We start from the raw sequence: 20,901 nt of genomic DNA on the forward strand, positions 1-20,901 counted from the left end.
ACGTGGAACAACACAAGCTTTAATTTATTTTTCTGAAAGCTCTATCCATCTCTCCATCTCTTTCTCAATAGTTTCGTTTATTTTTTCTATCTCTGAAGATATTTCTTGGATTTGATTATAATCCGCAGGATCGATTTGATTAAGTTTTGCTGTTAGATTTTTAATCTTTTCTTCATTTTCTGCTAAAGAACTTTCTAGATTTTTAAACTCTTGCTGTTCTTTGAAACTTAATTTTGTAGCGGTGGAAGATGGTTTGCTTTCTTCTTTTTTCTCCTTCTTTGTGGCTGCTTCCTTTTCTTGCTCTATAGCATTACGGTGCTCCGAATAATTTCCATTAAATATTTTGACGTTTCCATTGCCTTCCATGATGAAAAGTTGATCACTCATTTTGTCAAGTAGGTATCTGTCATGTGACACCAAAACGAGTATACCTGGAAAGTTTTCTAGAAACTCTTCTAGTACATTCAAGGTGTCTATGTCTAAATCATTTGTTGGCTCATCTAAAATTAAGAAGTTTGGATTTTGCATTAAAACCTTCATCAGGTGTAAACGCTTTCTTTCTCCGCCGCTTAATTTTTCAACTAGGCCATGTTGTTTTTTTGGTGGGAATAAAAACAAGGTAAGTAGAGCAGAGGCAGAGATAGTTTGTCCATCTGCCATTTTAATATATTCAGCATCTGCTTTTACAATGTCAATTACTCTGTCTTTCTCGTTAAAATTTAATCCACCTTGTTTGTAATATCCAAATTTTGTGGTTTCTCCCAAGTCTACTTTTCCTTGATTTGGAATTAAACTTCCTGTAATAATATTTAATAAAGTAGATTTACCTGTACCGTTTTTGCCCGCTAAACCAATTCTGTCACCTTTTTTAAAGACATAGGTAAAGTCATTGATGATTTTTTTATCATCAAAAGTTTGTTTGATGTTTTCCAATTCAAGGATTTTATTTCCTTGTCTGGCCATCTTTACATTCAAAGTTACCTTTTGGTTGTCTACTCTTTGTTTTGTTTTTTCTTCAAGGTCATAGAATGCGTTTTGTCTAGCTTGCGATTTTGTTCCCCTTGCTTGCGGCATTCTGCGCATCCATTCCAATTCCTTTTTTAATAGATTTTTGTTTTTTTGATAGGTAGCATCATCTTGGGCTTCTCTTTCTGCTTTCTTTTCTAGAAAATAAGCATAGTTGCCATTGTAAGTATATGTTTTACCTCGTTCTAGTTCTACAATGGTATTGCAAATATTATCCAAGAAATATCTGTCGTGGGTAACTAATAGTAAAGTTTTATTTCCAGACGTTAATAATTTCTCTAACCATTCAATGGTATCAATGTCTAAATGGTTGGTTGGCTCATCTAAAACGTAAATATCTGGGTCTTCAATTAAAAGTTTAGCTAAGGCTAGCCTTTTTCGCTGACCACCAGATAATGTATCTATTTTTTGTTGCAGGTGATTGATGCCCATTCTGCTTAAAATAGTTTTAATCTGATGTTCGTATTCCCAAGCGTTATGTTCGCTTAATTCTTCATATAATCTATTGAGCTTCTTTTCATCAGGGTGTTCTTGTTCAACTAATTCTTCATATTCTCTAATCAACTGCTGTTGCTTGTTTTCTGAAGAGAAAATAAAGTCGCTGATACTAGCATTTTCTGGAAAAGAAGGCTCCTGATCGAGAAAGCCAATCCGTACGGATTTGTTCTTTACAATCTTTCCTTCCAGAGGTGCAAAGCGTTCTGCTAGTAATTTCATCAGCGTGCTTTTACCAGCGCCATTGACGCCAACAAGAGCCACACGCTGGCCTACGTTAATTCCTAACGTTAAGTTTTTAAATAGCCATTCATCGTGATAGGCATGGCCAAGCCCTTCTGCTGCAATTAGTGTACTCAAGGTGATTTGAAACGAATTATATAATCAAAAATTGTAGCAAAAGTACGGATTATAAACTGCTTAATGGTTTATGGCTAACAGATTAGTTCTTCAAGCTGTAAAAATTACCGATAGATGTCAAGCGTGTTATTAAAGCAAACTAAAACAATGAAAAAACGGAATATTATGGAAGCTTAGGCCTAGATAGAGATTTATTAAGCAGCACAGAGTTAGTGTTATTAGCCTAATTTGTTTAAATCTATAGATGTTGCTAATGCCCGAGATACTATTATGCTTAAAAATAGTGCTAATAGATGCAGGTTTTTGGGTTTGTTTTTCATTTTAGGCTAATTCAGATTGAACTTATCATTCCTAATATTCATCACGTTGGAAGCAAAAATGATGGAAACAATGAGTACGCCAATAATAATTGCCAGGATTAACTGAAGTGTAGAATATAGATTGGTGCCCATTACAATCTTTTGAGATTCTTCTTTGAGTTGTTCGCCGACTACTGTTTGTATTTTGGTGAGTTGCGAAAGTAAACTGGAAATAGCGTTAAAGGATTGCTCGGCACCGCTGTCATATAGCCTTCGAAGAGAAGTCTTATCCAATGATTCAGAGTTTAATAAAATGTTTTTTTCCAGAACTTTATTTTCAAGTAGTTTAACTTTTAATTCAGTTAAATGGTTTTTCTCATTTCTCACTAAAAAAGTCTTTTCATATTTGACCAATAGCGTATCAATTTCTTTATCGTAGCTTTTTAGTTTATTGTTGAGCTCTTGGGGGCTGAGCTTGTTTTTATCACTATAAACAAAAGTCTCCAATAAAAAACGTTTGGCATATAGCCTTTCGGAAATGTAGAAAATATCTGTGGCTGGAACTAACCTGTCATTGTAAAGCGATGAAAAAGCCTTTTCCATGTTCTTAATGCTTCTGTCTTCCAATACTCTTATCAGAATTGTACAGGCCATAATTAAGAAAAGTAGGAGGGCTATTTTTGTTTTTTGCTTTAGTGAATACGCTATTTTCATATTTTCTTGAAATAAAAATAACCCCCAATATAGCCTTTTTTTTAAAGCTTTAGCTTCTTTCTTTTTTGGAGGCTTGACCTATGTCGGAAAAGGGATAAAAAAGAAAAGCGGGCATCCACCCGCTTGATTAACTAAAACTAAACTAAATTTATATGTGTGTATATGAATTTTAAAATAAGGTCAAAATGTCCTCAGTAGGCAAGGTGCTATTTACTGATTGTGTTTGAGCAACTGCAGTATTTTTTGATTGAATATTGGTGTTTTCTGCAATGAATTTTTCAGAGCTTAATGAAGCAAAGCTGCCGATTACAGCGTTGTAATCTGTAGTTGATCCGCTTAAATTTAAACTCGCTTTGTCGTTTACTTTGGCAAATAAATCAACGGTGTTGGTATTTAATGTTGCCTTTGCTTGATCTTTTAAGTTAACTTCTAGGTTTAACGTGCTGAATTTGCCATTCGTTTTTACTACGGCTTTATCGCTAGCGGTAATTTCATTCAATTGACTAGCGTAAACAACCACTGTTAAAGTTTCTTTATCAAAAGAACTAATTCTTAACTCTCCATCTTTCTCTTGTACCAATGCATTCTTAGCATAGTAGTTGTCGTAAACTTGTACGCTAGGGTTAGCGCTTTGAACCAAAATAACTTCTACATTACCAGAAACATTTAGCTTGTTGAAGTTTTTAACGGCGCTAAGTACAGTTACTTTTTTCGCTTCTTTAGCATTTACAAAAGTTGGAGCAGTTGCACTAATAGCTACTGTTAAGATGGCTGCGAATAGATTTTTGATAGCGGTTTTCATATTGTGTGTTTTTTATATCGTTATTTAATTTTCTGTGTTTTTGTAAACTGGTTACATCTATAAGACCGTCAAACCCTAAAAAGGTTGCATGCTAACTTGCTGTTTTATACCATCGCATGTAAAGTTTCGACCAACGGCTGTAATTTTTCGACCAACTGGAGATGAAAAAAATAAAAATTGAGCCCGATAGGGTATAGAAAAACGATAAATCTGGGCCGAATATCATTGCAACACACTAACTTTGGCTTCGGTCTTAAATAAAATTATTATCGTGAAAATACTAACGACTATTTTTACTGCTTTACTGCTAATTGGCAATCAGCCTAGGGAAGAAAAGAAGCCATTAAAACCCCAATTATATGTTTCTAACCATGAAAATGTTTTGGGAACTTCTTTGGAATTTAAAATTGTAAGTGTTTCAGAAGTTGAAGTAGCTAAGGCAGAGCAAGCAGCATTAAAGGAAATCAATAGACTTTCGAATATCTTTAGTGCTTACCATAGCAATAGTGAATTTAGCCAATGGATGAAAAGTGATTTGAATAAGCCAATAAAGGTTTCGAAGGAGCTTTTTGAAATGCTAAGTTTATTTGAGCAATGGAAATATCAAACTAACGGAGCTTTGGATCCTTCGGCGGCGGTAGCCACTAAGCTTTGGCATGAGGCAGCTTTGAACCAAGATATTCCATCAAAAGCAAAGCTTAGGGAAGCTGTTTCTAAAATGCAGGCTAAACACTATCTGCTAAATCTGGCAGATTTAACAGCAACCAGGTTAGATCAAGTTCCTTTGGTGATGAATTCATTTGCTAAAAGTTATATCATTAACAAGGCATGTGATGCTGCACTGGGCACCGGAAATATTGAAAATGTGGTGGTTAATATTGGAGGTGATTTAGTCACAAAAGGGAATGATACAGATTTGATTTACGTAACCAATCCTTTGGAAAATGCCGAAAACGATGCGCCACTTGCCAAACTTTTGGTAAAAAATAAAGCAGTAGCAACGAGCGGAAATTATAGGAGGGGAGAACAGATTGGTAAAAATTGGTATTCGCACATTATTGATCCAAGAACTGCCAAACCCGTAACTGAAATTATTGGAGCTACGGTAATTACGGAAAACGCGGTTGATGCTGGGGCCTTGGCAACTGCTTTTAATATCTTGACACTAAAAGAAAGTAAAGAGTTGGCCAAAAAGATAGGGGCAGCATATCTCATTGTCACCAAAGGAGGTAAGGTTATTACGAGCGAAAATTGGAGCGAATATGTAGTGCCGAATAAAGAGGAATCGGTTAAAGAAGTGGAAAAATCTCCTTATGCAGAAACTCAAAAATTTTGGGATCCTAAATTTGAACTGGTCATCAATTTTAAATTCAACGCTATTGAGGACAACAGTCATAGGCCTTATGCTGCCATTTGGGTAGAAAATGAAAAACGCGAATCGGTTAGAAATTTGGCTTTATGGTACAGAAAGACCAATTGGATTCCTGATTTGAGAAACTGGTATCGTATTAATGGGGAAAGATTTAAAGCCGATAAGGAAAATTATGCTTCGGTAACCGGAGCTACCCGAAACCCAGGAAGCTATACCATAAGGTGGAATGGAAAAGATGATAAAGGAAACTACGTGCCACAAGGGAAATATACGGTGATTATTGAAACGGCAAAAGAGCACGGAACCAATGAAATCATTCGTCAGGCGTTAGATTTAAAGAAAGCCCCAGTCAAAGTAACCAATGCAGGTAACGTAGAAGTTTCTGCAGCGAGTTTTGAGTTTGGTAAAAAGAAATAGTAAGATTTGAGTACTAAAAAGACAAAAGGAGGAAGGGTAAAGAAAGATGTTGTCAAATTATCTCGTTGGTTGCATATCTACCTTTCGATGATAAGTTTTGCTATCGTCCTGTTCTTCTCCTTCACCGGATTAACGCTTAACCATCCAACGTGGTTTGGTGCCGAAAAACAGATAGAAGAGAAGCATACGGGAAAATTGATGGTGCAATGGGTAAATCAGCCCGATACCAATAAAATTGCCAAGATGGAAATCGTAGAGTTTCTGCGGGGCAAATACAAATTGAAGGGTGCTGTCAGTGATTTTAGGATAGAAGACTACGAAGTGAGCATCACATTTAAGGGCCCAGCTTATTCTGCTGATGTTTTTATTGATCGAGAAAAGGGCAATTATGAAGTTACCGAAATAAAAAAAGGGGTAATTGCGCTTTGGAACGATTTGCACAAAGGTAGGGACTCAGGAAAAGGATGGAGCTCGCTAATTGATGTTTCTGCGATTTTCCTTATCATGGTTTCTTTAACAGGGCTGGTTTTATTACTCTTTATCAAAAAGAAACGAGTTTCGGGAATTGTTACTGCTGTTTTAGGACTGGCTTTAAGCTATCTGATTTATTTGATTTTTGTGCATTAGGGTATTAAAGACTTACGAAGTTTCAAAAACTTCGTAAGTCTGAAAGAGAGCATGGATTCTTCGTTTCACTCTGAATGACAAAAAGAGTAGGAGATTTGTTTTATAAATTCAGCTCTTTCGCTTTTTTCATCACGTTGTTGGTTAACTTATAAATCAAGCTATTTTAGAAAAAATCCTAATTTAAAACTTATCGCCTGTTTAGGTAAAAGTCTTCCTTAGCTGTCATTTCAAGCTTGGCTTTTTTGGTTTTATCCCTGTAGCCAAGCAAATGCAAGGTTCCGTGGATCATAATACGGCATAACTCATCGTGCGTAGAGACCTTATTTTGCTTGGCATTATCCTTTACTCTGTCTATGCTGATAAAAATATCCCCTAAAATCATTTTAAGCTCCTCTGAGTTGTCAAAAGTGATCACATCGGTATAATAGTCATGTTGAAGGAAATCTTGGTTTACACGCAGCAAATATTCGTCAGAACAAAAAATAAAGTTCAGCTCGTTTAAAGTGTAGCCTTCATTGGTAATGGTTTCGGTAATCCATTTTCTAATGGCGATTTTTCCTTTGAGGTCATAACTGGTGTCTTCTGTAAAGAAATTGATTTTTGGCATGGGGATGAGTTAAAAGGCAAAAGTAAAAATTCAAAATGTATAGTTGTCGAACAAGGGCTTAAATCCGAAAGGATTTTCATTTCGAGGGGAGACCTATCTGTACAATATTGCTTCATGCCTAGCAATGACAAGAAGATTATTTTTTCGTAGAGTTTAGCAATCTAAAATATTCCGCTACTTTGTTTTTATAGTAGTAATTGAGGTTTGGAGGAAGTTTTTGAATCAGTTCACTTTCGCTCTGCATGCTTTTGTTGAACTTCTCCAACATTTGTTGATAGGATGGAGGAAATTGCTTCGCGGCATTGCTTTCCCGTTTCGAATCCTCATCTTGTTCACGTTGTGCTTTTTCGGCATCCAACAATTTAACCATTAAGTTTTTTTGTCTTCTAAGCGTTTCTTGGTTGATGCGTTTATTCACCAAATCCAACTCAGACTGCTTCATTTCCTGGATGGCCTGGTTCAAATTGCCCATGGAACCTTTGCCATCTTTATTGTCTTCCTTGTTGATTTTTTCCAAAGCTTCCCTGATCATTTGCTGTTGCTGGGCCATTTTGGCAAACTCTTGGCTCATTTGGCCTTTGGGTACCGTGCCCTGATTGCCCTCACGTTCCATTTTATCCTTAGCCTGCTGCATATTTTTATTCAGCTGATCCTGCATTTGCTGTAGTTGTTGCATGCCTTGTTTTTGTTTGCCTTTTCCGCCTTTGGCGTTTTTCATGGCGTTTTGCAATTGTTCCAAAGCCTCATTGAGCATTAATGCCAAATTGTTGAGCGAAGTCATGGTAAACTGTTGCGAGCGATTAGCCTCTCCGGTTCTTCTATCCCCCAAAAAATCGATGGATTTGCCGATATTAAAGTTGATTTTCTCCACTTCGGCATTTACTACGCTTTCTATTTGCGGAACCCGTTTGCTCAATGAAAAAAGGCTGTCGGCAATGGTTTTCATATTGTCCCGTATCATGTTTTGCTTTTGAGCCTGTTGCACATAAGCAGGGTCAGAAGCACTCATTTTACGGAACGATTCCATTACTTTTTCTTGCTCGAAAGAGGTATTTAACAGATTTTCCAACAGCTTGCGAAGCTCCTGAGCATTCACTTTGTTTTCCTGCTCGGCACCATCCTGTTGTTGCTCTTGCATTTGTTGGGCCAATTGTTGCATTTGTTGGCCGGCCTGCTGCTGCTTATCAGAAGCTTTTTGTTTGTTATTCTGATTAAGCTGTTCTTTACTATCTTGTTGGGTTTTCTCGATTTGATCGGTCTCCTTTTCAGGATTTTTATAGTTGTTTGGACGCTCCAAGGCCTGGTTCTTTTTTTCTAGGTCCTGCAGTTCCTTTTTTAGGTCTTTAAAGTCCTTATTAAGTTGGTCTTGCTTATCCTTAAGGTCTTGAGAGGAAGAATTTTTGTCCTTGCTCTGCTCCGACAGATCTTTTTGCTGCTTAGCCATCTCGTTCAAACGGTCAATTTTGTTCTGCAAACTTTGCTCAAACTCCAGTTGTTTGTAAAGTTCAAGGATACGGTCAAGCTCATTTTTTACCGACTTATTGTCCATTTGCATTTTTGAGAGCTCGTTACGGGTTTGTTCCTTGTTGTTTCGGTCCATTAACTGTTGAAGCTTTTGTAGCAGCTCTTTTGTTTTTTCGTCTAATACGTTGTTGAAAAGTTCATCTATTTTTTTCTGCTTTTCTTTAAGCTCCTCGTTCAGCGTATTGTTTTCTTGCTTATCGAAATTATTTTTTTCATTTTGAGCTTTAATGTCTTTTACTGCCTCGTCTAATTGTTTTTGTTTGTCTAACAATTGCTCAATCTGTTTTTTATCTTCAAAATTAAGCTGCTTTTTTTCCAACAGGCTTTCGCTTAACTTTTTACTTTCTTTTTCGATGCTGTTCGCTAATTTAATGGTCTGCTCCATTTTCTGTTTTAGCGATTGACTTCCTTCGGCTAATTTTTCGGCAATTTGCTGTTGGGTTGGCGCTTGGTACGTTTTAATTTCAGAACGAGCAATTTTTGCACCGTTTACCCCATCGTTATCGGCAATTTCAAAGAAATATTCGATAGTTTGGCCTGGTTTAGCTTTTAGTTCGTTTAAGTTCCAAAAATGGAAAAAGTTATTTTCGGTTTGATTGTTTTTTATGGCAATGGTTTTTGAACCTTGTGCCACCAATTTGTTTTGCTCCTTGATTTGGTATTTGAATTTTAGAGAGGAAAATCCATAGTCGTCGTTTACCACACCATTAAAATAGAGCGCCTTGCTGCTTAAACTATCTGGCGTTTCCGTAACGGAAATGGTTGGGTATTGATCCACAATAACGGTCAATTGGTGGCTCAACGAATCCTGCAGACTTACGTATTTATTTTTTGGGACAATTTGGTAATTTCCGTTTGATTTAATCGTGGCCGTAAAGCTTGCTTGGTTATCTTCAACCGATAATTGATGGGCTTTTTGCTGAAAAATAAAACTAATTTCTTCGCTGTTTTCTGTCTTTAGCTTCCAATTCACTTTTGTCCCTTCGGGGATTAGCAAATCGCCAACATTTGGAACTTCTTCCGGTTTTCTATTTAGATACGCTGGATAAGTTAAAGTGGCACTAAGATTTAGTAAAGAAGGACGAGGTTTTACACTAATGGTATGACTGATAGAACTAAATCCACCGCCAGAAAAACGGACGACCTTATCTTTTTGGATATTCTTGAAGGTATGGCTAAAATGGCTGATGTCCTGCTTTTCTAACTTATAGCTATTCACCCCATCTTCTAGGTAAATATCTTGTGGAAATTCATCGCCAGTGAGTTTAAGCTTAACGGTTAGGTCATCGCCCTGCGTCACATTTAGGTGGTTGTTTTCTACCAAAAATTGGAATGGGGCTTGGGGCAGTACTTCCTGATCATAACGGATAAAACTGCTGGTTCCTTCTTTTAAAATGGCAGGAGCCAAAATGCCAATCAGCATGATGACAGCCAAAGGAAGTGCAATGTATTTGATGTGTTTTTTATTTTCACCCAAATTAATAGCGGTAGAAAAGGGAATAGGTTTTAGCTCGTTTATTTTTTGATCAATACCAGCTAAAATAAGCGCACTGTTTTGCGGCGAACTATCCGCCAGTTCTTTTAGCTGTAAAGTATTCAGTAACCTATCCTTAACATTAAAGAAATGATTTCCGATTAAGTTTGCAGCTTCTTCTAATCCTATGGTTTTACTGAGTTTGAAATAGGAAAGTGCGGGTTTAATGATCCATAGGCCTATGGCTAATAGTGAAACGGCAATAAAAGAGAAGAAAAGGAGGGTTTTGGTGGAGATGCTCGGATAGGTATAAAAAATCCAGACGAAGAGACATAGATAAAGGCTTAAAATAAGTGCGGCAGCATAAATACTTCCACGCAAAAGTTTATTGAGGTAAAACTTTCGGGTGAACTCATTGATTTTTGATATTAGTAAGCTATAGTTGTTGCCCATCATCATTTAAACGACAATAAAGGTAAAGAATGTGCGCTTAAATAAAAAAAGATAAATTTTAGCCAAAACTTTCAATTTGTTTTAAAATAATGAGCATAAAACGTAAATTAGAAATAAAATATAATCAATAAAAACAAAATGCAACCATAAAGACTGTATATTGCAGCCTTCAACCCGATCAAATTAAATACTTACACACATGAACAGAAAAATTTTTGTGGCTATTTTAGCATTAATGATTACTGGAACGGCCTTTGCACAAAAACAAATTAAATCGTGGAATAAAAACATGGTGATTGCTCACCGTGGAGCATTCAAAACCCAAGGTTTGCCTGAAAATTCTATTGCTTCTTTAAATGAAGCCATTCGTATAGGTTGTTTTGGGAGTGAATTTGATGTTCAGCTTACAGCAGACGGTGTGCCCGTAGTTAACCATAACGCTGATTTCCTTGGGAAAGATATTGCGACAAGTACCTATAAAGAATTGGTAGAATATAAAAAACTAAGCAATGGCGAAAGCATTCCTACTTTAGAAGAATATTTAAAGGCTGGGATGAAGCAGAAAAAAACCAAGTTGATTTTAGAAGTTAAACCTCAAAAAACACAAGAAAAGGAAGAGGAGCTTACCAAAAAAGTAATCGCGATGGTAAATGATCTTAAAGCAGCCCCTTGGATTGAATATATCAGCTTTAGTCATTACATCTGTAAATACCTAATTGCCAACGTACCTGGCGCAAGAGTTTCATATCTGAACGGTGAAATAGAGCCGGCAAAGCTGAAGGAGCAAGGTTTTTATGGTTTAGATTACAACCAAGGCGTATTTAAGAAAAATCCGGACTGGATTGCACAGGCAAAAGCAGCAGGTTTGATCATTAACGTTTGGACGGTAAATGCGGCTAAAGATATGGACTGGTTATTGGAGCAAAAAGTAGATTATATGACCACCAACGAACCAGAATTATTATTTACAAAAATCAAGAAGTAAGGCCACCGTTTTCCTTAAGCATAAAAAAGGCCCCGAAATTTTCGGGGCCTTTTTTTGGTAAATATGATAATAATTAGATTACTTTCACATTAACGGCGTTTAAGCCTTTTCTACCGTTTTCAACATCGTATTGAACTTTATCGTTTTCACGAATTTCGTCGATTAGGCCTGTTGAATGTACAAAAATCTCGGCATCTCCATTTGAAGGGATAATGAAACCGAAACCTTTGGTTACATTAAAGAATTTTACTGTTCCTTCTTGCATTATTATTTTAATTAAGTAAGTTGGCAAGGTACAGATTAAATTCGGGATAACCACAAAATCTATGGTTAATTTTTTGTTAGAATTTCCATTTATGGGTTTCCCACTAGGTTGATAGTTACCTCACTAGAGTGTGGAATGCCCATTGTTGTGCCTGGTTTTATATGAAGTAGATTCTTCATATAAACGTCGGCAATGCCCTGTATCAGCTTCTTTCGAGAGGCCACATCTTCGGGTAAAACGCCCTCGATCCTATTCACATATAAATTGCCTTTTATATCAACCACCATCGAGAAGCGGAAACGAAAAGCTTTATAGGATTTGTTGATTTCAATCCTATATTCGGGGTACATGTAGGCATATGATTTTTTGGCGTGGGCACTGTCTGAATAGGCAAGTTTCTCCACTTTTACATTCTTGCTGTTTGGTTCAAACACTACAGGCTCGGTGGCGGCAAATGCAGTATCTGGATTTGCCGGGTGCTTGTAGGTAGCGGCAGATAGTTTTTTAATAAAGGCTGTATCTAATTTTGTTGGCCTTTGCAGCTCACCAATAGTGGTTTTAAGTACTTTTTCGATATAATCTTTGGTGTAATAGGTACAGTTTACGTCAGAAACTTCGCCTTTGGTAATTACCCTCGCATCAACCTGTAACCGCTGGAGCACTAAGCTATCTTTGGCAATCATTTTTACCCTAAAAAACTCCCTAGCAAAATTGTACACCTTTCCGTGGTCAAACTGTAAATAAAAGGCTTCCATACCTCTTTTTTCAGGGCTATAGGCGAGCATGGTGTCAGGCGCCTTGTATTCTATGATCCAAGTAGGAACCAGCATAAAGCCATCCTTGTTGAAAGACAGGCCATTGCTAAATCTTCGTTTTACTTCATAAAAACGGATACCATCCACTTCTCTAAAAGTGAGGCTTTCAGCAGGGGTATCATCTTTAGTTGTTGTTTTCTTTTCTGATTGACTGTTGCAGGCGTATAGGGCAATGGAAACTAATGTGGTAATAAAAAATGTTCGTTTAAGGCTCATTTTTGCAATTAAGGTGTAAAGTAGCGGCACAAAGTTATGGTTTGGCTTTAATAAAAATAACGTTGGCAACCTTTCTTTCGCCTTCATGATCCCATTTTTTATTGTCGGAAGGATGATTTACCACGCCGTTTTCGCCATAACCACTTACCCATAGCGTAGTTGAACCGCCCCCATCTAAATTGATTGCGCTGCTGCAGCCTAGCCATTTCATGATTTTAGTAAGTTCAAAAAGACTCATTCCTGCTGAGTTTTGCTGTCTGCCGTCAACGGTAAGCATTAACACCGTACCATCGGGCTTGATGCCTATGGCAGAGCGGGGGTGACGTAATTTATTAAACGGAACGGAATCCAATTTTTCTTTTTCGTTATTGAAAATTAGAAGAGGTCCGCTAAGCATTACATTCTGGTCGGTTAGGTTGTTTTCCCAAGAGGTGGAACTATCCCATTTTTTGATGTTGAGCAAATGATGATTGATCACCACGGCCGCTCGCTGGTGTAGCGCACGAATGTTGTTTTTTTCTTCCCTGTTTTGGTTGATAACGGTATCGTTTACTTTGAGAAAATCAACAGAGCCGCCATTTTTAATATCGAAAAAAGTGCCATTTATTGCGGCCTTAGCTTGATATTTCTGAGCAAAAACAGCCGTTTTAATCAATTCTTTTTTGTCGTATCCGATAAAAAAGTCAGGCGCTTTTTTATGGTTTTTAACTTCTACAAAGCTGATGTATTGGTTGGCTTTAAATAAGCTGCTATCTGTAAATTGATGGGTGAAAAGCTTGGTCTTTTTTGCAACTGAGGTTTTTCCCCATTTCGCTTTTGAAAAGCTAATCGAATCTAGGTCTTGGGCATAAATATTGAAGGAGACGAACGTTAACAGCAATACACGGAGAAGAGATTTCATCATTGGAATTTATATACGTTTTTTAAGTTTCAATAACTTGATTAAGAAGGATTTATCTCTCCATATTTCTAAAATAACGCTATACCCGTTTTTGGCTTTAAAAATACTACCAATTTCATCTATCGAATAATCTTCGATACTTTTGAAATTGATTGCAGTAATTTCGTCGCCTTCTTTTAGGCCAATTAATTCTGCTGGAGATTCGGGGTCTACTTTTGAAATTATGGTTCGAGAGGCGGGGCCCCCTTCGTTATAAAGCTCAATCCCGGCCATATCATGTTCAAAGGGTTGGCTAAAACGGGCACTTTTTTTAATGTACACACATAAATTGCGATAATCATAAGTGGTGTTAAACCTACTTAACAGCTCTGCGCCTAAATTGGCATTTCTTTCTCGGTTATTTGCGGTGTCAATTTGATATTTAGGATAGTTGGCAACAACATCCTTGAAAACGAATTTGCCGAGCGTTAGGGCTTCCACTCGTCCCATCCGGCCGCTTATAGGACCAGTCAACCCGCTCCCCAGATTTGCTTGAATTGAAAATCGTGGTACTGGAAATGGATTTTTTTTCAAAGCTTCAAGAGAAATTGAATGGCTAGCACCACAATCCAATAGCGCTTTTAATGTTCTTTGGCCTAGGCCTTCCTGTTCTATGTTAACAGTAATATAAGGTTTGTTCTCGATAAGCTGGAACGGGATTTTCTCTCCTTTGATTTTTATTTTCTTTTCTGGAGAAATAAATTTTAAAGTTTTATCATTATAGTTGATTTTGACGACAAAACTATTGAAAAAATTAAAGCCAATTAGACCATAGATTTTTTTCCCGACATAACCACTTAATGACAAGGCGTCATTCTTTAGAAAAACAGTCGGAATATTTTCTCCTTCTGCGTCTCCGATGGTTACACTGGTGGTACCGAGGAAAGCATCAACACCATCAAAATTTCCATAACCTCCAATTTTAACATTCCGTATATAGGGGACCTTTAAGCTTTCTTTTAAAGTTGAGTCGGTAACAATCATTGGGTTAGCGCCCGTATCTAAAATAAAATCAAAAGGACCTTTGCCATTAATGTAAATAGGAATAATAACAAGGTTTTTAATAAGGCTAAAGCTAATTGTCTGTTGTTTTCGGCCTGTTTGGAACTTAAATACCTGCCCTGTAGCTTTTATAGGAATTAAAAAGCATAGGAATACCCAAAAAACACTAAAAAATAGAAAATGTATCTTTGGTTTGCTGGAGTTCATAGAACTAAATTAATAAATTAGAGTACACTTGTATATAGAGAGAATATTTAAAAGTGAGAATCAACTAAACTATTTGCGCTATTTAACAAATGGCAAATTCATTATGGATAAAATCAAATTGAAAAAGGTAATATTTAACGGACTTTTTATAGCTGTTTCACTGGTCTATGCCTGTAAGCCTAATCAGATGATCTCTAAAAAAGTATCAAAAGAAATTAAAAACTCTCAAATGCTGGGCAAATATCAGGTAGGGTTTGCTTTATACGACCCTGTCGCAAAGGAAATGATTTTAGAAAAGGATGCCGATAAATATTTTACTCCCGCATCTAACACTAAATTATTCACTTTTTACGCCGGTTTAAAAGTTACTCCCGATTCCATTCCTTCATTAAGATATGTGGAAAGGGGAGATTCTTTGATTTTTTGGGGAACGGGCGACCCGTCGCTCTTGCATACCATTGTAAAGGGCACAAAAGCTATCGAGTTCTTAAAAAAAACTAACAAAAAGTTGTTTTTCGCGGTGGGCCGATATACCGGGGATTTTTTTGGAAACGGCTGGGGTTGGGATGACTATAACGACTACTATCAGCCTGAAATTACCGAGCTTCCTTTGTTTGATAATGTAGTACTGGTTACTGCTAAACAAGCTGGTGAAATGAATATTTTTCCTAAAATCTTTAATTCTTGCTTTACCGCTGATAGCAGTAGTAAAGCCACAAAGTTTTATGCCCAAAGAGAGTTTTTGGTGAATAAATTTCATTTTCCACCAGTAAAAACGACGGCCAATTACGAACAGCAGATTCCATTTAAAACCGGAACCAATGTAACCTTAACCTTACTTGCAGATACTTTGAAAAAAGAGATACAAGTGGTTAACGAGGTTCTTCCAGCTAACGCAAAAACAATTTATAGTTCGAAAAGTGACGATGTATTTAGGCAATTAATGTTGCCTTCAGACAATTTTGTAGCCGAACAATTACTACTTACTTATGCCGATAAACTGGGATTAGAGATGAATACTTCAAAAGTTATTGCCGCAGTACAGGAAAAATACCTGACCGAACTTCCCGACAAACCAAAATGGGTGGACGGCTCTGGACTATCTCGAGGAAATTTGTTTACCCCAAGATCAATCATTAAGCTTTTGGATATGATTTACAAGGAAGTAAACAATCAGGAAAGGCTATTTAGCATGTTGCCGGCGGGAGGAAAAACGGGGACTTTAAGAAACGCCTACGCCAAAACCGATACTCCTTTCGTTTATGGAAAAACAGGGACACTTTCTGGCGTACATAATCAAAGCGGTTATATTATTACAAAAAAGGGGAAATTGTTGTATTACTCCTTTATGAACAACAATTACGTGCAACCCACGGCCGAGGTTAGAAAGGAAATGGTTAGGGTAATGACATTTGTTCACGATAATTTTTAATTTTTGCTGTTTTGTGCAACAAAAGCCGTGTTTTGTTTGGTTTTGGGGTGTTTTGTTAATTCTCGGCGCAGGTTCTTGCGGTTTTAAAAAAGATTTTATAATATTACTTAGCTTTTAAGCTATTGTAACCTAGCGCTCCATTAAAATAGAACCAACCAAAACCAACAATGAAAAAACAATTACTCTATTTATTAGGCGCAGCGCTATTCTTTACTGCTTGTAAGAAAAATGATGCAACCCCTATTGATGAGCCAACCCCACCTACGCCAGTAAATCCTTATGTGCCAGATAATAGTTTTAAAATTGTGGCCTATATGCCAAGTTATAGAGACCCAGCTACGGTTTCGGACCATAAGTATAAAATGATTACGCATCTTTTTTATGCCTTTTTAAATCCAACAGCAACTGCAGATGGATCTTTGCAGCCCCTGGCTCAACCAACTAGATTTGCTACGATTAAGGCCAAGGCAAAAGCAAATAATGTAAAGTTTGGGATTTCAATTGGCCCTGGTACGGGAATTACAGAAAGCACTTATTTAACCATTGCAAAATCGGCTACAGCAAGGGCTAATTTTGTAAAAAATATTGTGGACTTTGCTAAAAGTAACGAATTGGATGGCGTAGATATGGATTGGGAATACCCAAGAAATGACAATGGCGGTTCAGATGCTTTCCATTCTCTTATGCAAGAACTTTCTACGGAGTTGCATAAAATTGGAAAATTCCTCAGCGCAGCAGTAACCCCAGCGGTTTATGCTTCTACAAATAAGGACGCCATTTTGCAAAGTACTTACCAATACATTGATTTTTTAAATATCATGCAGTATGATGGTGCTGGTTACGATAATACGGAACCCTTAAATCATGCTTCGTATAAAATGAGCGTAGCTAGTTTAGATTATTGGCTTGGGCTTAGCAGGAATTTGCCAAAGGCAAAAGCGGTGGTTGGAATGCCTTTATATGGAAAAAGCGCAGGCGGTGCTTCCATAGGCTATAGGGATATCGAAGCTTCAGGGGCGAACATAAATTTGAATATAGCTACGGTGAGTGGCGTACAATACGGTTACAATGGTATTGCCACTATTCAACAAAAAACACAACTGGCAAAAGATAGGGCTAATGGAATCATGTTTTGGGAATTTTCACACGATAGCAACAACGATAATTCGTTAATTAAAGCTGCAAATGATAAATTAGGGCGAGCTTATTAAATGAGTACCCAACAGAATTTTAATCACTTAAATCAAAAATTATCCGCTGCCATTGCGGTTGACGGGAACGAATACCTTTATTTTGGTGGAACTGCTTATTTGGGCATTCCCCAAAACAAAGATTTCATCGACTTGTACATACAGGGAATTGATCGCTATGGATTAAACAACGGTACCAGTAGAGGCAACAATGTTCAGCTGGGAATTTATGACGAAGCGGAAGCGTATATTGCCCAAAAATATAGTGCTGAGGCAGGATTAATTAGCTCTAGCGGCTACTTGGCCGCAAAACTTGTGGTGCAGCATTATGCCACTTTCGGTCATTTGAGATATGCCCCTAACAGTCACCCCGCCATTTGGTTAAACGGGGATCCCGAAAATAGACTTGAGTTTGAAGGCTGGAGCCAAAAGATTGTAAACGAGATCAATTCAAGCGAAGCCGAAAGATGGGTTTTGTTGAGCAATTCCATGAATAACCTTTATCCGGAAGTTTACGATTTCGGGTTTATTAAGGAAATCAATTCCAATAAAAAGATTGTATTGATTATTGATGATTCGCATGGTATCGGAATCCTTAATGAAGGGGCGGGGGCTTTGCCAAACGTTCCTAAGCTTAAACATGTTGAAGTCGTTGTTGTGGCTTCTATGGCTAAGGCTCTTGGGCTTGATGCGGGGGTTGTTTTAGGATCCAAACAGGCCATTCAACAACTAAAACAAAGCGACGAATTTTATGGAGCTTCGCCTCCTGCTGCCGCGGGTTTGCATGCTTTTATCAAAGCAGAGGAAATATACCTTAAGGCATATCAGAAACTTCAACAAAACGTCAAAAAATTCACAGAATTATTGGACGATGAAGCTGCTTGGCACTACGTGAGGGGGTTTCCGGTATTTTTATGTAAACGACATGATATAGAGCAACAATTATTGAGAGAAAAAATTCTAATTTCGTCTTTTCCATATCCCGATAGAAATGGAGAGATTTTAAATCGTATTGTGCTTTCTAGTTGGCACAGCGAGGCTGATATTTTAAAATTGATTTCAGCCTTGAAGGTTTAACTTCTAGAGTTATATAGGGTTTAAATGAATTGAAGATGAAAAAATTGATACTTGCATTGGTTTTAGTGTTGGGCTTGCAACAAATAGGCTTTGCTCAAAAAACACTAAAAGTTTGGATTGTTAGGCATGCTGAAAAAGATACCTCAGACCCCAAAGACAAAGATCCAGATTTATCTGGTGCAGGAGCCCAAAGAGCAGAAGCTTTAAAAAAAGAGCTTAAAAGTCAGCGATTAGATACCATTTTTTCTACAGATTATAAACGCACAAAGCTTACTGGTTTTCCTTTGGCAGACATCACGGGAATCAGTATCCAAACTTACGATCCATCAAAAGGCGCCCAATTGGCAAAATCATTAAAAATGAATGCTGCGGGCAAGAAAATATTGATCATTGGTCATTCCAATACGATTTTGGAGCTGATTGAAGCTTTTGGGGCTAAGCGCCCTGTGCCCTCTATTGCTGACGATGAATACGATTACCTATTTTCTTTAACCATTAAAGGAGGTAAAGTGGAGGTAAAAACGGATAAATACGGAGTGACAAGCAAAGAAAAATAGTTATAGTTTTTCAAAGGGAATGTCCATCAGGTCGTAATCTTGCCACCCAATGAAATCAAAGTGCCACCATTCATTGTAAATTACCTTAAAGCCATTTGCTTGCATCGTATTGATTAGAAAGTCCCGATTTTTGATGATATGAGCTGGCAAATTATTGTAGTGTGGTGCGGCCGCAGCTTCGAAACTGTCATAAGGCGTTGGCATGGGCACATCTTTTCCTGTTTTCAAATCGATAATACTTAAATCAACCGCGCAGCCTCTGTTATGCTTTGAACCTTTGGCAGGGTTTGCCACAAAGTTTTTGTCTGCTGCTTTTTCGTAAAACGATACGGTTACTGCATAAGGACGATAGCCATCGTAAATTTTAAGGCCATAACCTTTTTTCTTTAGTTCGGCTTGTATCAGCTTTAATTTTTCAACTACTGGTTTGCGAGCAAAAGCCCTTGCCTGTTTATACATAACTTGGCCCATAAAGTTGTTTTTAGTCGCATAACGAATTTCCAGGACAATAGAGGGGATTGCTTTTTTAATATCGACCAATTCTAAGTTTGGATTTTTGGCCACTTCGGCCTTGTAGGCTTTAAAATCGTTGACGACCTTAAGCCCATACTTGTTTTGTGCATTTTTTTGCGCACAGGCGCTTAAACTAAAGGTAAAAAGTAAAAGTAGAAACAGGTTTTTTTTCATTGCCTATTGGTTTGAAAGCACAAGTAATTCCAAATCTTTGTAAGGAAGGTTATACATCGTTGCCAAATCTTTATTGGTTAAATGGCCTTGGTAACAATATAGCCCTTCTCTAATCCCTGGTTTGTTCCAAACCATGTTCATTAACCCGCCCATGTCGCCAATATCAACCAAAATAGGCGCAAATATGTTGGTTAAGGCATATGAAGCAGTACGAGGGACCCTAGAAGCAATATTTGGAACACAATAATGAATAACATCGTGCTTTACAAAAGTAGGATCTTTGTGGTTGGTTACTTCCGAAGTTTCAAAGCATCCGCCTTGGTCTATACTTACATCAACCACCACAGAATGAGGTTTCATTCTCGCCACGGTTTCTTCCATCACCACGCAAGGGCTACGGCCGTGATCTGAACGAATGGCACCGATGACCACATCGCAAGTGGTAATGGCCTTCGCCAATACAATGGGCTGCATTACCGAGGTAAAAACCCTACTTCCTAAATTATTTTGAAGCCTTCTGAGCTTAAAAATCGAACTATCAAAAACCTTCACCTCTGCACCTAGCGAAAGGGCTGTCCTTGCAGCATATTCGCCAACAGTGCCAGCACCTAAAATGACAATTTCGGTAGGAGGAACGCCGGTGAACCCCCCAAGCATTAAACCTTTTCCTCCAAAAGCACTGCTTAGGTATTCTGCTGCAATAAAAATAGAGGTAGCCCCAACAATTTCACTCATGGCACGAACTACGGTAAGCACATTACCTTCATCGCGGATGTTCTCAAAACATAGGGCATTAATTTTCTTGTGCAATAAACCTTTAAGTACTTCTGCTTTTAAGGTGCCTATCTGTAAGGCCGAAATAAGCGTTTGTCCCTTGTGCATCATACTTATTTCTTCCAAGGTTGGCGGAGCAATTTTTACGATAATGTCAGCAGCCCATACATCTTTTTTGTTGAATGAAATTTGAGCACCCTGTTCACTGTAGTCCTTGTCGCTAAAATTTGCACCATCTCCAGCGCCAGCCTCTAAAATTACCTTGTGTCCATTATTCACCAAAAGTGCGACCGATAGCGGTGTTAAAGCAATCCTACATTCCTGATAGGATATTTCTTTTGGGATGCCAATAAACAAACTATTGCTTTTTTTTCCGGTTTCTAGCATTGCTTCTTGGGTTTGCAATAATCCCCTTTGAGCAATGGCAGCCATTTCATCGCGAAGTCCTGTAGCCATTATTTATGGTATGGTTTTAAGCATTGAAGATACGAAAAACTGAGGGATTTCGTCAAAATGATCTTCACAAAATCAATTCTTGAGACCAATAAGACCTTTTAGGTAAAAGAAGGGGTAACAAATTCGGA

Annotated in this window: 18 protein-coding genes; 7 read left to right on the forward strand and 11 right to left on the reverse strand. The window is 37.6% G+C overall.

Annotated elements, in window-relative coordinates; translation table 11 throughout:
• Positions 1–24: 24 nt before the first annotated feature.
• The 3 genes from ABDV71_RS02195 to ABDV71_RS02205 all read right to left on the reverse strand — a co-directional run bounded on the left by ABDV71_RS02195 (position 25) and on the right by ABDV71_RS02205 (position 3,696).
• A complete protein-coding gene (locus ABDV71_RS02195) occupies positions 25–1,881 on the reverse strand; it encodes an ABC-F family ATP-binding cassette domain-containing protein (RefSeq protein ID WP_343530786.1) in 1,857 nt (618 codons plus the stop codon).
• 326 nt (positions 1,882–2,207) lie between these two features.
• Positions 2,208–2,894 carry an MCP four helix bundle domain-containing protein gene (locus tag ABDV71_RS02200; protein ID WP_343530787.1) on the reverse strand — a complete coding sequence of 229 codons (687 nt, stop codon included), beginning with the start codon at positions 2,892–2,894 and terminating at the stop codon, positions 2,208–2,210.
• Positions 2,895–3,063: 169 nt separating this feature from the next.
• Positions 3,064–3,696, reverse strand: coding sequence for a DUF2807 domain-containing protein (locus tag ABDV71_RS02205; RefSeq protein ID WP_343530788.1), 633 nt, complete (start codon positions 3,694–3,696; stop codon positions 3,064–3,066).
• A 271-nt stretch (positions 3,697–3,967) separates the two neighbouring features.
• Here ABDV71_RS02205 and ABDV71_RS02210 point away from each other — a divergent pair, with 271 nt between their 5' ends.
• Both ABDV71_RS02210 and ABDV71_RS02215 read left to right on the forward strand, forming a co-directional pair.
• Entirely contained in the window at positions 3,968–5,485 is a 1,518-nt protein-coding gene (locus ABDV71_RS02210) for a DUF2271 domain-containing protein (RefSeq protein ID WP_343530789.1), read from the forward strand.
• A 6-nt stretch (positions 5,486–5,491) separates the two neighbouring features.
• A complete protein-coding gene (locus ABDV71_RS02215; protein WP_343530790.1) occupies positions 5,492–6,112 on the forward strand; it encodes a PepSY-associated TM helix domain-containing protein in 621 nt (206 codons plus the stop codon).
• A gap of 187 nt (positions 6,113–6,299) precedes the next feature.
• On the opposite strand, the gene ybeY is transcribed toward ABDV71_RS02215, so the two are convergent.
• A complete protein-coding gene (gene ybeY, locus ABDV71_RS02220) occupies positions 6,300–6,719 on the reverse strand; it encodes an rRNA maturation RNase YbeY (protein ID WP_343530791.1) in 420 nt (139 codons plus the stop codon).
• 136 nt (positions 6,720–6,855) lie between these two features.
• Positions 6,856–10,173, reverse strand: a complete 3,318-nt coding sequence (locus ABDV71_RS02225; RefSeq protein ID WP_343530792.1) for a DUF4175 family protein — start codon at positions 10,171–10,173, stop codon at positions 6,856–6,858.
• Positions 10,174–10,369: 196 nt separating this feature from the next.
• Here ABDV71_RS02225 and ABDV71_RS02230 point away from each other — a divergent pair, with 196 nt between their 5' ends.
• Positions 10,370–11,155, forward strand: a complete 786-nt coding sequence (locus ABDV71_RS02230; protein WP_343530793.1) for a glycerophosphodiester phosphodiesterase family protein — start codon at positions 10,370–10,372, stop codon at positions 11,153–11,155.
• Positions 11,156–11,228: 73 nt separating this feature from the next.
• Here the strand turns inward: ABDV71_RS02230 and ABDV71_RS02235 are convergent, their stop codons facing one another.
• The 4 genes from ABDV71_RS02235 to ABDV71_RS02250 form a co-directional block, all read right to left on the reverse strand.
• Positions 11,229–11,420: a cold-shock protein gene (locus tag ABDV71_RS02235; RefSeq protein WP_113647558.1), complete on the reverse strand. Its 192-nt coding sequence runs from the start codon at positions 11,418–11,420 to the stop codon at positions 11,229–11,231.
• 89 nt (positions 11,421–11,509) lie between these two features.
• On the reverse strand, positions 11,510–12,538 hold the full coding sequence (locus tag ABDV71_RS02240) for a hypothetical protein (RefSeq protein ID WP_343530794.1): 1,029 nt from the start codon (positions 12,536–12,538) through the stop codon (positions 11,510–11,512).
• Entirely contained in the window at positions 12,486–13,355 is an 870-nt protein-coding gene (locus ABDV71_RS02245) for a phosphodiester glycosidase family protein (RefSeq protein ID WP_343530795.1), read from the reverse strand. Before ABDV71_RS02245 ends, ABDV71_RS02240 begins: the two co-directional genes overlap by 53 nt.
• Before the next feature lie 6 nt (positions 13,356–13,361).
• Positions 13,362–14,600: an aspartyl protease family protein gene (locus ABDV71_RS02250; protein ID WP_343530796.1), complete on the reverse strand. Its 1,239-nt coding sequence runs from the start codon at positions 14,598–14,600 to the stop codon at positions 13,362–13,364.
• A gap of 103 nt (positions 14,601–14,703) precedes the next feature.
• Between ABDV71_RS02250 and ABDV71_RS02255 the strand changes: the two genes are divergently transcribed.
• The 4 genes from ABDV71_RS02255 (at position 14,704) to ABDV71_RS02270 (ending at position 18,856) form a co-directional block, all read left to right on the forward strand.
• A complete protein-coding gene (locus ABDV71_RS02255; protein WP_343530797.1) occupies positions 14,704–16,032 on the forward strand; it encodes a D-alanyl-D-alanine carboxypeptidase in 1,329 nt (442 codons plus the stop codon).
• A 167-nt stretch (positions 16,033–16,199) separates the two neighbouring features.
• Positions 16,200–17,243, forward strand: coding sequence for a glycosyl hydrolase family 18 protein (locus ABDV71_RS02260; protein ID WP_343530798.1), 1,044 nt, complete (start codon positions 16,200–16,202; stop codon positions 17,241–17,243).
• On the forward strand, positions 17,244–18,299 hold the full coding sequence (locus tag ABDV71_RS02265) for an aminotransferase class I/II-fold pyridoxal phosphate-dependent enzyme (protein ID WP_343530799.1): 1,056 nt from the start codon (positions 17,244–17,246) through the stop codon (positions 18,297–18,299).
• 35 nt (positions 18,300–18,334) lie between these two features.
• On the forward strand, positions 18,335–18,856 hold the full coding sequence (locus ABDV71_RS02270; protein ID WP_343530800.1) for a phosphoglycerate mutase family protein: 522 nt from the start codon (positions 18,335–18,337) through the stop codon (positions 18,854–18,856).
• Here the strand turns inward: ABDV71_RS02270 and ABDV71_RS02275 are convergent, their stop codons facing one another.
• Both ABDV71_RS02275 and ABDV71_RS02280 read right to left on the reverse strand, forming a co-directional pair.
• Complete coding sequence (locus ABDV71_RS02275) at positions 18,857–19,543, reverse strand: M15 family metallopeptidase (RefSeq protein ID WP_343530801.1); 687 nt, start codon at positions 19,541–19,543, stop codon at positions 18,857–18,859.
• Between the two features lie 3 nt (positions 19,544–19,546).
• Positions 19,547–20,773, reverse strand: coding sequence for an alanine dehydrogenase (locus ABDV71_RS02280; RefSeq protein ID WP_343530802.1), 1,227 nt, complete (start codon positions 20,771–20,773; stop codon positions 19,547–19,549).
• Positions 20,774–20,901 lie beyond the last annotated feature (128 nt).

The organism is Pedobacter sp. (genome assembly GCF_039594775.1).
Classification (GTDB): Bacteria; Bacteroidota; Bacteroidia; order Sphingobacteriales; family Sphingobacteriaceae; genus Pedobacter.

Excerpts from the sequence above, each read along its gene's own strand:
- ABDV71_RS02230 (WP_343530793.1), top strand. The coding sequence starts at position 10,370 with ATGAACAGAAAAATTTTTGTGGCTATTTTAGCATTAATGATTACTGGA.
- ABDV71_RS02265 (WP_343530799.1), top strand. The coding sequence starts at position 17,244 with ATGAGTACCCAACAGAATTTTAATCACTTAAATCAAAAATTATCCGCT.
- ABDV71_RS02255 (WP_343530797.1), top strand. The coding sequence starts at position 14,704 with ATGGATAAAATCAAATTGAAAAAGGTAATATTTAACGGACTTTTTATA.
- ybeY (WP_343530791.1), bottom strand. The coding sequence starts at position 6,719 with ATGCCAAAAATCAATTTCTTTACAGAAGACACCAGTTATGACCTCAAA.
- ABDV71_RS02235 (WP_113647558.1), bottom strand. The coding sequence starts at position 11,420 with ATGCAAGAAGGAACAGTAAAATTCTTTAATGTAACCAAAGGTTTCGGT.
- ABDV71_RS02225 (WP_343530792.1), bottom strand. The coding sequence starts at position 10,173 with ATGATGGGCAACAACTATAGCTTACTAATATCAAAAATCAATGAGTTC.
- ABDV71_RS02240 (WP_343530794.1), bottom strand. The coding sequence starts at position 12,538 with ATGAAGGCGAAAGAAAGGTTGCCAACGTTATTTTTATTAAAGCCAAAC.
- ABDV71_RS02245 (WP_343530795.1), bottom strand. The coding sequence starts at position 13,355 with ATGATGAAATCTCTTCTCCGTGTATTGCTGTTAACGTTCGTCTCCTTC.
- ABDV71_RS02280 (WP_343530802.1), bottom strand. The coding sequence starts at position 20,773 with ATGGCTACAGGACTTCGCGATGAAATGGCTGCCATTGCTCAAAGGGGA.
- ABDV71_RS02275 (WP_343530801.1), bottom strand. The coding sequence starts at position 19,543 with ATGAAAAAAAACCTGTTTCTACTTTTACTTTTTACCTTTAGTTTAAGC.
- ABDV71_RS02250 (WP_343530796.1), bottom strand. The coding sequence starts at position 14,600 with ATGAACTCCAGCAAACCAAAGATACATTTTCTATTTTTTAGTGTTTTT.
- ABDV71_RS02260 (WP_343530798.1), top strand. The coding sequence starts at position 16,200 with ATGAAAAAACAATTACTCTATTTATTAGGCGCAGCGCTATTCTTTACT.
- ABDV71_RS02200 (WP_343530787.1), bottom strand. The coding sequence starts at position 2,894 with ATGAAAATAGCGTATTCACTAAAGCAAAAAACAAAAATAGCCCTCCTA.
- ABDV71_RS02205 (WP_343530788.1), bottom strand. The coding sequence starts at position 3,696 with ATGAAAACCGCTATCAAAAATCTATTCGCAGCCATCTTAACAGTAGCT.
- ABDV71_RS02270 (WP_343530800.1), top strand. The coding sequence starts at position 18,335 with ATGAAAAAATTGATACTTGCATTGGTTTTAGTGTTGGGCTTGCAACAA.